This window comes from Achromobacter sp. LC458 (assembly GCF_001005835.2).
GTDB lineage: Bacteria > Pseudomonadota > Gammaproteobacteria > Burkholderiales > Burkholderiaceae_B > Achromobacter > Achromobacter spanius_B.
On record NZ_LBHW02000012.1, the window covers coordinates 51,105 to 66,463 of the forward strand.

The following is a 15,359-nucleotide window of genomic DNA, read 5'->3' on the forward strand; positions in this document are numbered from 1 at the left end:
CCACGGCCGGCGGCGCGCGCTTAACCGGATGAGGCCCCGCCCAATGCAAGCCCGCGTCAATGCATTCCAACAACCCATCGGCCCCGACGTACCCGGCTGGACGGCACGCCCGCGCCCGCCGCTAACGCCCGCCATCGGCCGTTATTGCCGCCTGGAACCCTTGTCCGCCGAGCGCCATGCCGCGGATCTGTACCAGGCCTTCAGCCAGGCGCCGGACGATAGCGACTGGACCTACATGGGCGTTGGCCCGTTTGCCGACGCGGACGCCTACCGCGCCTTCGCCGAAACCGCGCAGGCGGGCAACGACCCGCTGCATCACGCCATCATCGACCTGGAAACGGGCCGGGCCATCGGCACGCTGGCCTTGATGCGTATCGACCCGGCCAATGGCGTCATCGAAGTCGGCTTCGTGTCGTTCTCGCGCAGGCTCAAGCGCACCCGGATCGCCACCGAAGCGCAATTCCTGCTGATGCGCCGCGCGTTCGACGAGCTGGGCTACCGCCGTTATGAATGGAAGTGCGACAGCCTGAATGCGCCGTCGCGCCAGGCCGCCGCGCGGCTGGGCTTTCAGTTTGAAGGCATCTTCCGCCAGGCCACGGTCTACAAGGGCCGCAGCCGCGACACCGCCTGGTTCTCGATCATCGACAGCGAATGGCCCGCGCTGCGCGCCGCCTACGAGCGCTGGCTGGACCCCGCCAACTTCGACGCCGAAGGCAATCAACGCCAAAGCCTGTCTGAACTGACCGCCCGGGAAAAAGCCGCGTGCGCCTGATTCCGGTGGCGTTGGCCCTGTTCTGGGGGTTGAACTGGCCGGCGGTGAAAATCATCCTCGCCATCTTCCCGCCGTTCACGCTGCGCGTGCTGGGGCTGGGCAGCGGCGCGGTCCTGCTGTTGCTGCTGGCGCGCGCCAAGCGGCTGCCCCTGTTGCCGCCGCGCGATGCGTGGCCGGGCATCGTCGTGGGCGGCGTGCTGGCCGTGGCGGTCTTCAACCTGGCGGTGGCGTGGGCGCAGCTCAGCACCAGCACGTCGCGCGCGGCGGTGCTGACCTTCACGATGCCCATGATGTCGGCGCTGCTGGCCTGGCTGGTGCTGGGCGAACGGCTGGACCGACGGCGCGCGCTGGCGCTGATGCTGGGCGCCATCGGGGTGGCCATCCTGGCCTGGCCGGTGTTGCGCGCGGTGTTCGGGCAGCACGACCTGGCCGCCACCCGTGGCCTGGTGTTTCCGCTGATGGCCGCGTTTGGGTGGGCGGCGGGCACGGTGTATCTGAAGCGCTGGCCGGTGGATGGCCACCGTATCGTCGTCACCGCATGGCAGTTGGCCGTGGGCGCCGCCTGTGCGCTGACGGGCGTGTTGATCGCTGGCGAGTCATTTCCTACCCATGGCTGGAACGGCCGCATCGTGGCGGCGCTGTCGTTTCACATCATCCTGGGCACGGCGGTGGCCTACTGGCTGTGGTTCGTGCTGAGCGAACGCGTCAGCGCCACGGTGGCGGCGTTGACCACGTTGATGGTGCCGGTGGTGGGCGTGCTGGGCGCGATGGCCCTGGTGGGCGACCGGCCCGCCGCCGCCGATTGGTGGGGCTTTGCCTTTGTGCTGGCAGGCGCCGCGCTGATCGTGCTGAACCTGGGCCGGAGCCGGGGGTAGGCAGGGCCAGGGCGCCGAGATAGCACAGCATAGGGTGCCCAGATAGGGCGCCGAGATAGGGGCAGCAGGATAGGGCAGCAGGATAAAGCGGCCCTTGCCCGGATTGCCAGCTCAGTCCTGCCGCCTGCGCAGCCACTGCCTGACGACTTCGCCGCCGCTGACCAGGGTGATGCCCGACAGCACCAGCACCGCGCCGATGGCGAAGCCCGCGTCCAGCGGTTCATCCAGGATCAGCACGCCGAAGCTCACCCCGAACAGCGGCGTCATGAACGACAGGATCGACAGGCGCGACGCCAAATAGCGGCGCAACAGCCAGAACCACGCCAGGTAACTGGACAAGGCCACGACCACCGCCTGGAACGCCACGCTGGTCAAGGCCGCCGTCGTGGGGCGGATGGTGTGCTGGCCGGTGACCACGGCATAGGCCAAGAGGCCCACCGCCGCCACCGCCATCTGATACAGCAAGGTCTTGGACGGGGCCGCCTCGGACAACGACGTTGCGCGGATGGCGACCGTGGTGGCGCCCCACAGCAAGCCCGCCGCCAATCCCATGGCGTCGCCCAGCAGCATGTTGGCGGCGCCGGCGGATTCGCGCGGTGCGCCGCCCTTGAGCAGGAACGCCACCGCAATACCGCCGAAAGCAATCGCGACCCCCAGCCATTGCAGCGGCTGCATGCGTTCTTCGGGCAGCAGCCAATGCAGCCCCAGCGCGGCAAATATGGGCGCGGTGTACAGAAACACCGACATGTGCGAGGCCGTGGTGTACAGCAGCCCCTGCGCCACGAACAGGAATTCCGCGCCGAACAGCAAGCCGACAAGCAGGCCTGGCAGCGCCGTGCCGTCGCGCACGGCGCCCAGGCCTTCGGCGCGCCAGACCACCACCGCCAGCACCAGCGCGGCAAAGCTGGATCGCAGCGCAATCTGCATGATGGGCGCGATGTCGGTGGCCACCAGCTTGATGGCAATTTGCTGAAAGCCCCAGCACACGCACAGGGCCAGCATGCCGGTGGTGGCCAGCGTGTCCAGCGGCAAGCGCAGCGGTTTGGACGCGGGCGCCGTCACGGCAATTCGGCGGGGTAGCTGTCCAGCGCCAGGCCGATCTGTTGGCGCAAGTCCCATTCGGCCAGCGTCGATTGCACCGGCCCGAAAAAGGCGCCGTCGCGTGTCACAAACATGGCGGGCAGGTGAAAGACTTCGTAGCGCTCAACCAGGCCACGGTTGTCCCCGGCGTCCACCCAACAGACCCGTTCCACCGGCAGTTCCAGCGCGGGCAGCTGTTCGCGCGCAATGCGGCAGGTGCCGCAGGTGCGGCTATGGAAGACCAGCAGCGACAAGCCGGGCGCGTCCAGCAGGAAGCGGTCGGCGGTGCTGTCGTTCAGTTCTATCTGTTCCATGGGGATTCATCCGGGGCAAGGCAGCCATTATGGCAGCGCGCCGCCCCGTGGCCGGCGATAACCGTGGGGGCGGAATGGGTGTGGCGCGTCAGGCGCCGCGCAGCACGCGGTCCAGTTGCAGCACGGACTGATACAGCACGCGCGTGCCGTCCAGCAGCTGCGACGGTTCGATCCATTCTTCCGGGCAGTGGCTGCGGCCGTTCAGGCACGGGATGAAGATCATGCCGATGGGGCCGGTGGGCGCCATGTAGACGGCGTCGTGGCCGGCACCGCTGGGCAGGCGCATGGACGCGTAACCCAGCTGGTCCGCCGCCGCTTTCACGGCGTCCATCACCAGGGGTGAGCAGTCGGTGGGCTGGGCGCGGCTTAGTTGGGTGAAGCCGGCCGTCAGGCGCAAGGCCTTCAGGTCGTCGGCGACGCCGGCCATCAATGTTTCGGGGAAGCTGTCCAGCACGGCGTTGCTGTCGCTGCGCATTTCCAGCGTCATCTCGACGCGGCCTGGCACGGCGTTGGCGGCGTTGGGCGTCATCGACAGCCGGCCCACGGTGGCCACCACGTAATGCGGGTTGCCGCTGGCGGCGCTGGCCTGGCGGCTGGCCGCGTCGATGATGCGTGCCGCGCCCACCAGGGCGTCGCGGCGGATGTCCATGGGCGTGGTGCCGGCGTGGTCGGGTTGGCCTTGCACCACGATCTGCACGCGGCGGATGCCAACGATGTTGGTGACCACGCCGATCGGCAGGCCACGGCTTTCCAGTACGGGGCCCTGTTCGATGTGCAGTTCGACGAAGGCCGCGGTGCCGCCCGCGCCACGCAGCGGTGCGCTCAACGCGGCGGGGTCGCCGCCGATGCGGGCGATGCCCTGGGCCAGCGATTCGCCGGCGGGGTTGCAGGCGGCCAGCATGTCCGCCGACAGCTGGCCGCTAAGGGCACGGCTGCCCACGCATGAGATGCCGTAGTCGCTGGGCTCTTCGGACAGGAAGTCGATGACTTCAAAGGGGTGGTCAAGTTCGATGCCGTGCTCGTTCAGCGTATGCGCGACTTCGATGCCGGCCAGCACGCCGATGATGCCGTCGAACCGTCCGCCTTCCATCACGGTGTCGCAGTGCGAGCCGGTGGCGATGGGCTTGCGCGACGGGTCGCGTCCGGCGCGCGTGCCGACCAGGTTGCCGCCCGCATCCAGGCGAGTCGCCAGGCCGGCCGCTTCGAACTGGCCACGCAGCCAGGCGCGGGCGTCGTCGAACAATGGCGAAAAGGCGCGTCGCGTCCAGGGGACATCGGGCAAGGTAAACCGGGACAACGCTTCAACGCGGGACCACAGGCGGTCGGCATTGAGGGGCGGGAAAGCGGGGGAAGGGGAAGTCGGATGCGGCATGAAAATTCCTGAAGATGCGCCAGGGATTATGTCATGGCGTGTTGGGCCTCCCGGGCTTCCCTCCCTGTCGTGGCCTCAGGAGCGCTGCCGCCAGGACGGCTCGCGCTTTTCCAGGAAGGCCGCCACGCCTTCGCGCGCTTCGTCGGTGGCGCGGCACGCGGCGATGCGCTCGACCGTGTCGGCGATCAATTCGGCGTCGATGGCCCGACCCGCAAAATCGCGCACCAGCCGCTTGCTTGCCTTGACGGCGTCCGGCCCGTTGGCGCACAGCGCGCGGCAGAGGGCGTCGGCCGCGTCGGGCAGGGCGTCGGCCGACACAACATCGTGCACCAGCCCCAGCCGCAGCGCGGTGGCGGCGTCGAAGCGTTCGGCTGTCAGGAAATACCGGTTGGCGGCGCGCTCGCCCATGGCGCGGATCACGTACGGGCTGATGGTGGCAGGCAGCAGCCCCAAGCGCGTTTCAGACAGGCAGAAATGCGCGCCATCCGCCGCGATAGCGATATCGCACGCCGACAGCAGCCCCATCCCGCCCGCGTAGGCGTCGCCGTTCACGCAGGCCACCACGGGTTTCGGGCACGTCCAGATCGTGTGCAGCACGTCGGCCAGTCGGGTCGCATCCTGGCGGTTGTCCGCATCGGTATGCGTGGCCATTTTGCGCATCCAGTTCAGATCGCCGCCCGCGCAGAACGCCTTGCCCGCACCCGTCAGCAATAACACTCGCACGTCGGGGTCGCGCGCGGCGTCACGCACGGCGTCGGTCAGCGCGGCGATCAGCGTTTCGTCGAAGGCGTTGCGCATGTCCGGCCGGTTCAGGGTCAGGCGAACGATGGCGCCATCGCGCGAGACATTCAGCGGGGCTGTCGAAGTCATGCGGGTCTCCTGGTTTATTGATTTGTGCTCAAGAAGTGGGGTGCTGCAACCGAAAGATTCTAGGACGGAATCGGGATTGCAGGGATGGGTTCGATATAAATATTGAGTTATCCTCAAAAAAAATAACGGAGCGAGGCATGAACCCAGAATCGAATGTGCAGGCCAACCCCGCCTTGGGCTCCGCCTCGGGCTTTACAGCAGACCCGACAGCGGGCGGCCAAGCCGCCACGTCGCGCTATGCGTCGGTGTTCAGACCGGGGCTTTTCGATGGCAAGACTGTTGTCGTGACAGGCGGCGGCAGCGGTCTGGGCCGTTGCACGGCGCACGAGCTCGCGTCGCTGGGCGCGAACCTGGCGCTGGTGGGCCGCAAGCTGGAAAAGCTGGAAGCGGTGGGCGCGGAAATCGCCCGCGTCTACCCCGAAGCCGCCGGCCGCGTCAGCCTGCACGCCTGCGACATTCGTGATGAAGCCGGCGTGCGCGGCGCGGTGGCGGACGTGCTGGCCCGGCACGGCGCCATCGATGGCTTGTTCAATTGCGCGGGCGGGCAGTTCCCCGCGCCGCTGGACCGCATCAGCCTGAACGGCTGGAACGCGGTCGTGCAGAACAATTTGCACGGCACCTTCCTGATGGCGCGCGAGGTCTACACCCAGCACATGCGCCGGCACGGCGGGGCCATCGTCAACATGCTGGCCGATATCTGGGGCGGCATGCCCGGCATGGGGCATTCGGGCGCGGCCCGCGCCGGGGTCTGGAACCTGACCGAAACCGCCGCGTGCGAATGGGCGCATGCCGGCGTGCGCGTCAATGCGGTGGCGCCGGGCTGGATTGCCTCCAGCGGCATGGACAGCTACGACGACCACTACCGTGCGGTGCTGCGCGACCTGAAAACCAAGGTGCCGTTGCAACGCTTTGGCACCGAGGCCGAACTGGCCGCGGCCGTGGTGTTCCTGTTGTCGCCGGCGGCCGCCTTCATCAATGGCACGGTCATCCGCGTGGATGGCGGCGTGCCGAACGCACGCCATTCCTGGACCTTGCAGCCGGCCGAACGGGGCGAGGTCTACAACGGCTTTCCTCAGTACGTGCCGCCGTCCTTGTTTGCCGATGCGGGGGAGGGGGCCGGTGCAGAAGATGCAGCCGAAGCGGCGGGCGCGACCGATGCCGCGCGCGCAGCCGAAGCGAAACCCTCGGCCGACTCTTCCGACGCGTGAAGCCGGTGCAGGGCGTCGCGCACCTCGCCCCGGAACTGCGCCAGCGCCAGCGCGTCGCGGTGTGGCGGTTGCAGGGCCTGCCACAAGAACCCGACCAGCTGGTCGGCGGTGGTGGCCACGTCCACCCGCGCGCCGCGCAACATTGCGTCCCACAGCACATGCTCCATCGGGCCGTAAACCGTGGACCGCAGCAACCGCAGGGGCATGTCTTGCCGGATGTCGCCATCGGCCTGCCCCTGTGCCAGGATGCGCATCAGCGGGGCGGTATAGCGCCGTTGCAGGGCCGCGTAGACCTCGCCGAAATCGTCGTTGCGCGCGCGCCCTTCGGACAGGATGAAGGCGCACAGCCCCGGCCCCTCGGCCAGCAGATGCCGCAAATGGGTATGCACAAGGTAATGCAGCTGCGCCCGCGCCCCGTGCACGTGCGGCAGGTTGTCTTCCACCTTGGCGATGATTTCGTCATACCAGTCGCCGATCACCCGCACGCACAATTCCCGCTTGCCGCCGAAGTACGTGAAGATCGTGGCTTCGGACACGCCCAGGCGCTGGGCGATCTCGGTGGTGGTGGCGGCCTGGAAGCCGGCCTCGGAAAACACCTGCCGGGCCATGTGCAGGATGTCCCGTATGCGCTGTTCGGACTTGGCGCTGGCGGGCGGGCGGCGGATCGGAACGACGGGAGTTTTTTCCATGCGAACGGCAAAAGGGCGGTGGGGCGAGGCTTATTATTGAGCCAGGGTCAAGCAAGTTCAGCAAGCCCTGGGCGATTTCCATAACAACATCAGAGACAAAACCATGCTGTCCCGAAAGGCATCCTACAAGCAGCTTGTGTCCGAATTCCAATGGCAGGTGCCGGACACCTACAACATTGGCGTGGACGCCTGCGACAAATGGGCGGACGGCAGCGGCCGCCTGGCGCTGATCTTCGAAAAAAGCGACGGCGCGCAAACCCGCTACTCGTTCGACGATATCAAGGCGCAATCGAACCGCCTGGCGCACAGCCTGATCCGCCATGGCGTGCGGCGCGGCGACCGCGTGGCCGTGTACCTGCCCCAGGCGCCAGAAACGGCGGTAACCCACATCGCCGTCTACAAAATGGGCGCGGTGGCGGTGCCGCTGTTCACGCTGTTCGGCGTGGACGCCATCCAGTACCGGCTGGCCAATAGCGGCGCCGTGGCGCTGGTGACCGACACCGAGGGCTGCCGCAAGCTGCGCGAGATACGCGCCAGCCTGCCCGGCCTGAAGGTTGTTTATTGCATCGATGGGGATGGCGACGGCGATGACGCTGGCGACAACGACGGCGCCGCCGTGCCGTTCCACCCCGCACTGGCCGCGGAATCGGACGATTTCGAACCGGTCGCCACGCGCGCCGACGACCCCGCCGTGATCATCTACACGTCCGGCACCACCGGCAAGCCCAAGGGCGCGCTGCACGCGCATCGCGTCCTGCTGGGCCACTTGCCCGGCGTGGAAATGTCGCACGAATTCTTCCCCGAAAACGCCGCCCTGATGTGGACGCCGGCCGACTGGGCCTGGATCGGCGGGCTGCTGGACGTGCTGCTTCCGTCCTGGCATCACGGCGTGCCGGTCCTGGCCCGCCGCTTCGAGAAGTTCGACGGCAGCGCCGCGCTGGCGCTCATGGCGCGCCACGGCGTCACCCACACATTCCTGCCCCCCACCGCGCTGAAGATGATGCGCGGTTCCGCCTACCCGGATGGCGCCGGCCCGCTGGCGCTGCGCTCGGTGGCCAGCGGCGGGGAGTCGCTGGGCGCCGAGCTCATCGACTGGGGCCGCCGCGTGCTGGGCGTGACCATCAACGAGTTCTACGGCCAGACCGAATGCAACATGCTGGTGTCGTCGTGTTCGTCGCTGTTCGACCCGGAAATCGGTTCGATCGGCCGCGCCGCGCCCGGTCACCGGGTGGCTATTGTGGATGACCAGGGCGTTGAAGTGGCCGATGGACAGGAGGGCAACATCGGCGTATTGCGGCCGGATCCCGTCATGTTCCTGGGCTACTGGAACAACCCCGAGGCCACCGCCGAAAAGTTCGTGGGCGATTACCTGCTGACCGGCGACCTGGGCGTGCGCGATGCGCGCGGCTTTATCCGCTTTGTCGGCCGCAACGACGACGTCATCACCAGCGCGGGCTACCGCATCGGCCCCGCGCCCATCGAAGACTGCCTGATCGGCCACCCCGCCGTGCGCATGGCGGCGGTGGTGGGCGTGCCCGATGAGCAGCGCACCGAGATCGTCATGGCCTATGTCGTGTTGAATGATGGCGTCATCGGCGACGACGCCCTGGTGCGCGACTTGCAGGCGCATGTACGCACCCGCCTGGCCGCCCATGAATACCCGCGCGCCATCCGGTTTGTAACCAGTTTGCCAACCACGGCTACCGGCAAGATCATCCGCCGGGAGTTGCGCGACGGTAACTACCGTTGAGCTCGTCTCAACCCGTGACAATCTCGTCCATGAGGATGGGTTGACGGGTTGCCCCGCGCTGCAAGTATGATGGCGCAAATTACATACGGCCCCACGCAATTGGGGCCGTATCACCATTCGTCTAAGCATGGAGATAGCCCCAATGAATAAGCCATTGGATGGGGGGTTGGCTGCGTTGAACGTGCCCGCCTACGTCAAGCATCGCGGCCTGATCGACTGGGTAGCCAGTTTTGTAGCACTGGCCAAGCCCGACCGCGTGGTCTGGTGCGACGGTTCGCAGGAAGAATACGACCGCCTGTGTGAACAGATGGTCCAGGCCGGCACGATGCGCCGGCTCAACCCCGCCAAGCGGCCCAATTCCTTCCTGGCGTGCTCGGACCCGTCCGACGTGGCGCGCGTGGAAGACCGCACCTTCATCTGTTCCGACCGCGCCGAAGACGCCGGCCCCACCAACAACTGGGCCGATCCGGCTGAAATGCGCGACACGTTGAACGGCCTGTTCGACGGCGCCATGCGCGGCCGCACGCTGTACGTCGTGCCGTTCTCGATGGGCCCGTTGGGCTCGGACATCGCCCACATCGGCGTCGAACTGTCCGACAGCCCGTATGTGGTCGTGAACATGCGCATCATGACCCGCATGGGCAAGGCCGTGTACGACGTGCTGGGCACCGACGGCGACTTCGTGCCGTGCGTGCATTCCGTGGGCAAGCCGCTTGCCGCCGGCGAAGCCGACGTGCCGTGGCCGTGCAACCCCACCAAGTACATCGTGCATTTCCCCAAGAGCCGCGAAATCTGGAGCTTCGGCTCGGGCTATGGCGGCAACGCGCTGCTGGGCAAGAAGTGCTTCGCGTTGCGCATCGCGTCCACCATGGGCCGCGACCAGGGCTGGCTGGCCGAACACATGCTGATCCTGGGCGTTACCTCGCCCAAGGGCCGCAAGTATCACGTGGCCGCGGCATTCCCGTCGGCCTGCGGCAAGACCAACTTCGCCATGCTGATCCCGCCGCAGGGCATGGATGGCTGGAAGGTCACCACCATCGGCGATGACATCGCCTGGATCAAGCCCGGCCCCGACGGCCGCCTGCACGCCATCAACCCGGAAGCCGGCTATTTCGGCGTAGCCCCGGGCACCAGCGAACAGACCAACTTCAACGCGATGGCCACGCTCAAGGCCAACGTCATCTTCACCAACGTGGCGCTGACCGATGATGGCGACGTCTGGTGGGAAGGCATGACCGACACGCCGCCCGCGCACCTGATCGACTGGCAAGGCCAGGACTGGACGCCCGCCATCGCCCGCGAGACCGGCCGCAAGGCCGCGCACCCGAACGCGCGCTTTACCGCGCCGGCCGCGCAATGCCCGTCCATCGACCCCGAATGGGAAAACCCGAAGGGCGTGGTCATCGACGCGTTCATCTTCGGCGGCCGCCGCTCGACCACCGTGCCGCTGGTGACCGAGGCCCGCAGCTGGGTGGAAGGCGTGTACATGGCCGCGACCATGGGCTCGGAAACCACCGCCGCCGCCGTCGGGCAGCAGGGCGTGGTGCGCCGCGACCCCTTCGCCATGCTGCCGTTCTGCGGCTACAACATGAGCGACTACTTCAACCACTGGCTCAAGCTGGGCAAGCAACTGGAAGCCACCGGCGCCACCTTGCCGCGCATTTACTGCGTCAACTGGTTCCGCAAGGGTCCCGACGGCAAGTTCGTCTGGCCGGGCTTTGGCGAAAACATGCGCGTGCTGCGCTGGATGCTGGGCCGTATCGACGGCGAATCCAAGGGCGTGGACCAGGTGTTCGGCGTGTCGCCGAGCTACCAGGACATCGACTGGACCGGCCTGGAGTTCACGCCCGACAAGTTCGAGCAGGTCATGTCGGTGGACGCCGACGCCTGGCGCGACGAGCTGGCGCTACACCACGAACTGTTCGGCCAATTGTCCCAAGGCTTGCCGGAAGACCTGCCCGCCACCAAGACCAAGATCGAAGGCCGTCTGGCCGCCTGAGTCTGACTTGGTCCTAGAAGCCCGCGTGCCCAGTAGGCGCGCGGGCTTTTCTATTTCATGATGAACACTTCGTTGGGGTATCTAAGGAGTAGTCGTCGTGACGAAGTGGAATCTGGGCGAATCCGGCAGCCGGGCAGGCCGCGCAATGCCCGCCGATGCAGCACCGGCGCTTGCACTGCACATGGCCATCGTGGCGGATATGGAATCCTTCCTGATGCAGCTGGATGTCGGCCTCGCGTTCGTGGCCAGGCAAAAGCGCCTGCGCATCGACAACGACGACCACACCCTGGACTTGCTGTTCTTTCACCGCAAGCTTCGCCGGCTGGTGGCCCTTGTCATGACGCTGGACGAGTCCTGCGTCATCAGCGAGCGGCAGATGGAATCTTGCCTGCGCTGGCTGGACAAATCCGACCGCCGGGCCGAAGAAGCGACGCCGCTGGGCATGATCCTGTGCGCCGGCACGCAAACCGAATACATCCAGCTGCTTGCGCTGACGCCGTCCGGCGTGGAAGCGGCGCAATATCCCACCGACCTGCCGCCCCGCGCGGTGCTGGCGCAGCGCTTGCAGCAGGCGGCGCGGCGCGCCCGGGCGCGACTTGAGCAACGCGCGTCGCAATCGAGCACAATGCCGTCATGAAACTCGATCCGGAAGACTTGGCCAAGATTACCGCGCTGACCTTGGCGAACTACGAAGAGAACGCCGAGGCGTTCGCGGCCAACACGCGTGGCCACGATGTCACGCAGAACATTGCCGCGCTGCTGCGCCACATCCGTGTCGAGCCGCCGTACGACATCCTGGATCTGGGCTGCGGCCCCGGCCGCGACCTGATGGCGTTCGCCGCGCTGGGCCATCGGCCGGTGGGACTGGACGGCACGCAAAGCTTCGTCAAGATGGCGCGCGCCGCGTCCGGCTGCGAGGTCTGGCACCAGGACTTTCTGCAACTGTCGCTGCCCGCTGAACGTTTTGACGGCATCTTCGCCAACGCCGTGTTGTTCCACGTGCCCGGCCAGGAATTGCCGCGCGTGCTGCGCGAGCTATGGTCCGCGCTGCGGCCCGGCGGCGTGCTGTTCTGCTCAAACCCTCGTGGCGGCAACCAGGAAGGCTGGAACCGTGGGCGCTACGGCGCGTACCACGACCTGGAAGGCTGGCGCGCGCTGATGGAGGCTGCCGGCTTCGAAGAACTTGAACACTATTACCGCCCCGACGGCCTGCCGCGCGACCAGCAGCCGTGGCTGGCGACGGTATGGCGGCGTCCGGGGTAGGGCGCCGGGTTCAACTGCCGGCTTCCTGGCGCCGGTCGCCTGAAGCCGGTCGCCTGAAGCCGGTCGCCCGAAGCCGGTCGCCCGAAGCCGGTCGCCCGCCGCCGGTCGCCCAAAGCCGGTTCCACGGCCTTGCGCGGTTACTGGACGGGGCGGTTCAACGGATGCGCGATGCCTCCGTCGCCATAGCTTGTGATGACTTCGGCGATGACCACCTGATAACCGCGTAGCCACTTGGCCTGCTGCCGTTTGGCCTTGAGGTGGTCCTTGTGGTCGATCAGCTGCTGAAGGGCTTCGCGGTTGCTCCAGTAATACACGTTGGATACCAGGCCCGTCGCCGGATTTTCCCAGGCTTCCTCGCCCAGATAGCCGGGAATGGACCGCGCGATGGCCGCGATGGCGTTGTCCATTTCGTGGAAGGCGCTGTCGTACTCGCCGGGCATGAATGTGAAGGTTGCGGTGTACATAAAGGAAAAAGGCAGGGGAAAAAACCAAGCAGAAGCCAAGCGGAAATCAAGCGCAAAGCCGCGCAGACACGGATAAGAAAAAACGAGACTATGACGCACCTCTGGCACAATGAAAACGTCCAGTCCGATTGATTTTTTTCAAGCCAGTTAAGCCGCTCATGCCTACGTCCCCGGCCAAGCCCCCAGCCGACACCAGCCGCCGCATCTATGAACGCATCAGGGCGCAGATCCTTGATGGCACCTTGCGCGCGGGCATGCCCTTGCCTTCGACGCGGGCGATGGCGCTGGACCTGGCGGTGTCCCGCACCACGATCACGACGGTCTACGAACAGCTGGCCGCCGAAGGCTACGTTGAGACCAGCCTGGGCCGCCGCGCGCGCGTGGCGGCCGGCGCCGCCCACGCCGATGTGAATCCACGGCCGGCCATGGCAGCGCCGGATGCGGTGCTGCGCTTGTCGGCGTACGGCAAGAAAGTGCGCGGCTTTCTCGACAAAGATGGGCCGCAGGTTTTTGGCGCCGATCCGCGCGTTATTGATTTTCTATATGGCGCCTTGGCCTTTGATGACTTCCCGGTGCTGGCGTGGCGCAAAGCCTATAACCGAGCCTTGGTACACCGCCAGCCTAGTCTTTATTACCAGGCTCCGCAGGGTGAACTTGCGCTGCGTGTGGCGCTGCAAGGCTATTTGCGCCGGGCACGGGGGCTGGCCTGTCACGCCGACCAGATCCTTATCGTGCATGGCTCGCAACAGGCAATCGATCTATGCGCGCGCGTACTGGTGGACGCTGACGATACGGTGCTGGTCGAAGACCCTTGCTACGTGATGGCCCGCCGCCTGTTCGAGGCCGTGGGGGCGGATGTGCGCGAAGTGCCTGTGGACGAACAAGGGCTGCTGTCCGAGGCCCTGCCCGAAGAACGCACGCGCCTGGTCTACGTGACGCCGTCGCACCAGTTTCCCTTGGGCGGCGTGATGCCCATCGCCCGCCGCAGGGCGCTGCTGGCGTGGGCGGCCAGGCAGCGGGCATGGATCGTCGAAGACGACTACGACGGTGAATTCCGCTATGGAATGCGTCCCGTCGATACGCTGCAATCCATCGACGATTCAGGCGCCGTCATCTATGTCGGCACGTTTTCCAAAGCCCTGTCCCCGCAGATGCGAATGGGCTATCTGGTGCTGCCACCCAGCCTGGTCAGCGTGTTTCGAGAGGCCAAGCGGCTGATGGACCGGCACGCACCCCGGCTGGAACAGGCGGCGCTGGCTTCGTTAATTGAAGACGGGTCGTATGAACGCCACGTGCGACGTTGCCGGCGGCAAAACGAAGCGCGCCGCGTCGCCCTGCTGCGCGCCCTGGAACGCCACCTGCCCGACGCCGTCCAGGTGGCGGGTTCGGCCTCCGGCTTGCACGTGGTGGTGTGGGTGCCCGGGGTGGCAGAGGCTGACGAGCCTGAGCTGGTCAGCCTGGCCCGGCAGCACGGCGTGGGCGTTCGACCCATCTCACCCCTGTATTTCAAGGGCGAGGCGCACCGCTCGCATTGCTGCGCCGGCCTTGTTCTGGGCTACGCCAGTCTGGCGCCCGCGGCCATTGACGAGGGCGTGCTGCGGCTGGCTCGCGCCATCCAGACATTACGCGCCGGCAGCACCGCTGCCGGCATCAGCATCGACTCCTCGGAAACGCGCCGTGCCTAAATTGAACCTTCCGCCTGTCGATGCCGACGTTCACAAGGGCACCGGCGATTCCGATCGCCGGCTGCGGTATTTTCTGACGATTGCCGCGTGCGGGTCCATGTCCCGCGCCGCCGACGAACTGGGCATTTCGCAACCCAGTCTTAGCCGGCAGATATCCGCCTTGGAAGCCTATTTGGGCCGCCCGGTTTTTGATCGCACCGGGCGGGGCATGGTGCTTAGCGACGTTGGGCGCACGTTGCACCGCGCGGTGGCACCCGCGTTTCAATTAATCGATGACACCGTTGCCAAGACGCGGGATTCCAGTTCGGCCGGGTCTTCGTCGCTGCGCATCGCGGCGGTGCACACGCTGACTTATTACTTCCTGGGCGATCTGGTGTCGGCGGTGGCTCACGAAGGGGGTGATGCCAATCTGCACTTGATGGCGCGCAGTTCGCCGGAAGTGGTCGACCTGGTGGCCTCGGGCAAGGCGGAATTGGGTTTCGTGTACGACTCGGCCGTCGCCAGCCCCGGCCTGGTGTCCGTCCCACTGTTTGAAGACCAGATGTGCCTGATCGCCCGGATCGACGATGACGCCTACGACGAGACGACCGATATCTGGTCGCGGCCGTTGCGGCTGGTGGCCTTTCCCGAGCACTACGCACTGCGAAAAATGCTGCACCATTCGCGGCTGAACTATGTGGTGTCGGCCGAGACCGACACGGTGGATTCTGCGCTGGAACTCGTGTCGGCGGGCATCGGCAACTGCCTGTTGCCGACCCGCATGCCCGACCGCCTGTTGCAGGACCACCGGCTGAAGAAAATTACCATCACCGGGGGACGGCTGGCGCGTAAGGTAGTGGCGATCCACCGCGACGGCTACGCACTGTTTCCGCTGGCGGCGCTGACGTTGCAGATCGCGCAGCGTCTTTGCAAGCGTATGACCGAATAACTGAATGACTGAATGACTGAATAGCTGATATAGCCTCAGACGCATCGACGTCGCTTTGCGCACTTCTCATACTCGGCCCACCGACTCCGT

14 protein-coding genes and 1 pseudogene are annotated in these 15,359 nt (G+C 66.5%); 9 read left to right on the forward strand and 6 right to left on the reverse strand.

The features are described 5' to 3' along the window. Window positions 1-43 precede the first annotated feature (43 nt). On the forward strand, window positions 44-772 hold the full coding sequence (locus YH64_RS12450; protein WP_046804549.1) for a GNAT family N-acetyltransferase: 729 nt from the start codon (window positions 44-46) through the stop codon (window positions 770-772). Next, window positions 763-1,647 (forward strand): DMT family transporter, encoded by an 885-nt coding sequence (locus YH64_RS12455; RefSeq protein ID WP_046804550.1) that lies wholly within the window; start codon window positions 763-765, stop codon window positions 1,645-1,647. The genes YH64_RS12450 and YH64_RS12455 overlap by 10 nt, the downstream gene beginning before the upstream one ends. A gap of 111 nt (window positions 1,648-1,758) precedes the next feature. Here the strand turns inward: YH64_RS12455 and YH64_RS12460 are convergent, their stop codons facing one another. From YH64_RS12460 to YH64_RS12475, 4 genes are all read right to left on the reverse strand, one after another. Next, on the reverse strand, window positions 1,759-2,649 hold the full coding sequence (locus YH64_RS12460) for a DMT family transporter (protein ID WP_046804633.1): 891 nt from the start codon (window positions 2,647-2,649) through the stop codon (window positions 1,759-1,761). A 56-nt stretch (window positions 2,650-2,705) separates the two neighbouring features. Continuing rightward, a complete protein-coding gene (locus YH64_RS12465) occupies window positions 2,706-3,041 on the reverse strand; it encodes a co-chaperone YbbN (protein WP_046804551.1) in 336 nt (111 codons plus the stop codon). 88 nt (window positions 3,042-3,129) lie between these two features. Continuing rightward, a complete protein-coding gene (locus tag YH64_RS12470) occupies window positions 3,130-4,413 on the reverse strand; it encodes a Zn-dependent hydrolase (protein ID WP_046804552.1) in 1,284 nt (427 codons plus the stop codon). A 75-nt stretch (window positions 4,414-4,488) separates the two neighbouring features. Next, window positions 4,489-5,283 carry an enoyl-CoA hydratase/isomerase family protein gene (locus YH64_RS12475; protein ID WP_046804553.1) on the reverse strand — a complete coding sequence of 265 codons (795 nt, stop codon included), beginning with the start codon at window positions 5,281-5,283 and terminating at the stop codon, window positions 4,489-4,491. A gap of 137 nt (window positions 5,284-5,420) precedes the next feature. Between YH64_RS12475 and YH64_RS12480 the strand changes: the two genes are divergently transcribed. After that, complete coding sequence (locus YH64_RS12480) at window positions 5,421-6,491, forward strand: SDR family oxidoreductase (RefSeq protein ID WP_255444370.1); 1,071 nt, start codon at window positions 5,421-5,423, stop codon at window positions 6,489-6,491. Here the strand turns inward: YH64_RS12480 and YH64_RS12485 are convergent. Then, window positions 6,464-7,180, reverse strand: a pseudogene (locus YH64_RS12485) (TetR/AcrR family transcriptional regulator); the annotation flags it as partial. The gene YH64_RS12480 and the pseudogene YH64_RS12485 sit on opposite strands and share 28 nt — an antisense overlap. A 103-nt stretch (window positions 7,181-7,283) precedes the next feature. Between YH64_RS12485 and YH64_RS12490 the strand changes: the two are divergent. The 4 genes from YH64_RS12490 (at window position 7,284) to YH64_RS12505 (ending at window position 12,192) form a co-directional block, all read left to right on the forward strand. Next, entirely contained in the window at window positions 7,284-8,930 is a 1,647-nt protein-coding gene (locus YH64_RS12490; protein ID WP_046804554.1) for an acyl-CoA synthetase, read from the forward strand. A 142-nt stretch (window positions 8,931-9,072) separates the two neighbouring features. Further along, window positions 9,073-10,929, forward strand: coding sequence for a phosphoenolpyruvate carboxykinase (GTP) (locus tag YH64_RS12495; protein WP_046804555.1), 1,857 nt, complete (start codon window positions 9,073-9,075; stop codon window positions 10,927-10,929). A 97-nt stretch (window positions 10,930-11,026) separates the two neighbouring features. Further along, window positions 11,027-11,566 (forward strand): PDDEXK nuclease domain-containing protein, encoded by a 540-nt coding sequence (locus tag YH64_RS12500; protein ID WP_143215353.1) that lies wholly within the window; start codon window positions 11,027-11,029, stop codon window positions 11,564-11,566. Continuing rightward, window positions 11,563-12,192, forward strand: a complete 630-nt coding sequence (locus tag YH64_RS12505; protein WP_046804556.1) for a class I SAM-dependent methyltransferase — start codon at window positions 11,563-11,565, stop codon at window positions 12,190-12,192. The genes YH64_RS12500 and YH64_RS12505 overlap by 4 nt, the downstream gene beginning before the upstream one ends. A gap of 137 nt (window positions 12,193-12,329) precedes the next feature. On the opposite strand, the gene YH64_RS12510 is transcribed toward YH64_RS12505, so the two are convergent. Continuing rightward, window positions 12,330-12,656: an antibiotic biosynthesis monooxygenase gene (locus YH64_RS12510; protein WP_046804557.1), complete on the reverse strand. Its 327-nt coding sequence runs from the start codon at window positions 12,654-12,656 to the stop codon at window positions 12,330-12,332. Window positions 12,657-12,814: 158 nt separating this feature from the next. Here YH64_RS12510 and YH64_RS12515 point away from each other — a divergent pair, with 158 nt between their 5' ends. Together YH64_RS12515 and YH64_RS12520 are read left to right on the forward strand one after the other, a co-directional pair. Beyond that, window positions 12,815-14,341, forward strand: coding sequence for a PLP-dependent aminotransferase family protein (locus YH64_RS12515; protein ID WP_046804637.1), 1,527 nt, complete (start codon window positions 12,815-12,817; stop codon window positions 14,339-14,341). Beyond that, window positions 14,334-15,269, forward strand: a complete 936-nt coding sequence (locus tag YH64_RS12520; RefSeq protein WP_143215354.1) for a LysR family transcriptional regulator — start codon at window positions 14,334-14,336, stop codon at window positions 15,267-15,269. Before YH64_RS12515 ends, YH64_RS12520 begins: the two co-directional genes overlap by 8 nt. The last annotated feature ends 90 nt before the right edge of the window (window positions 15,270-15,359 follow it).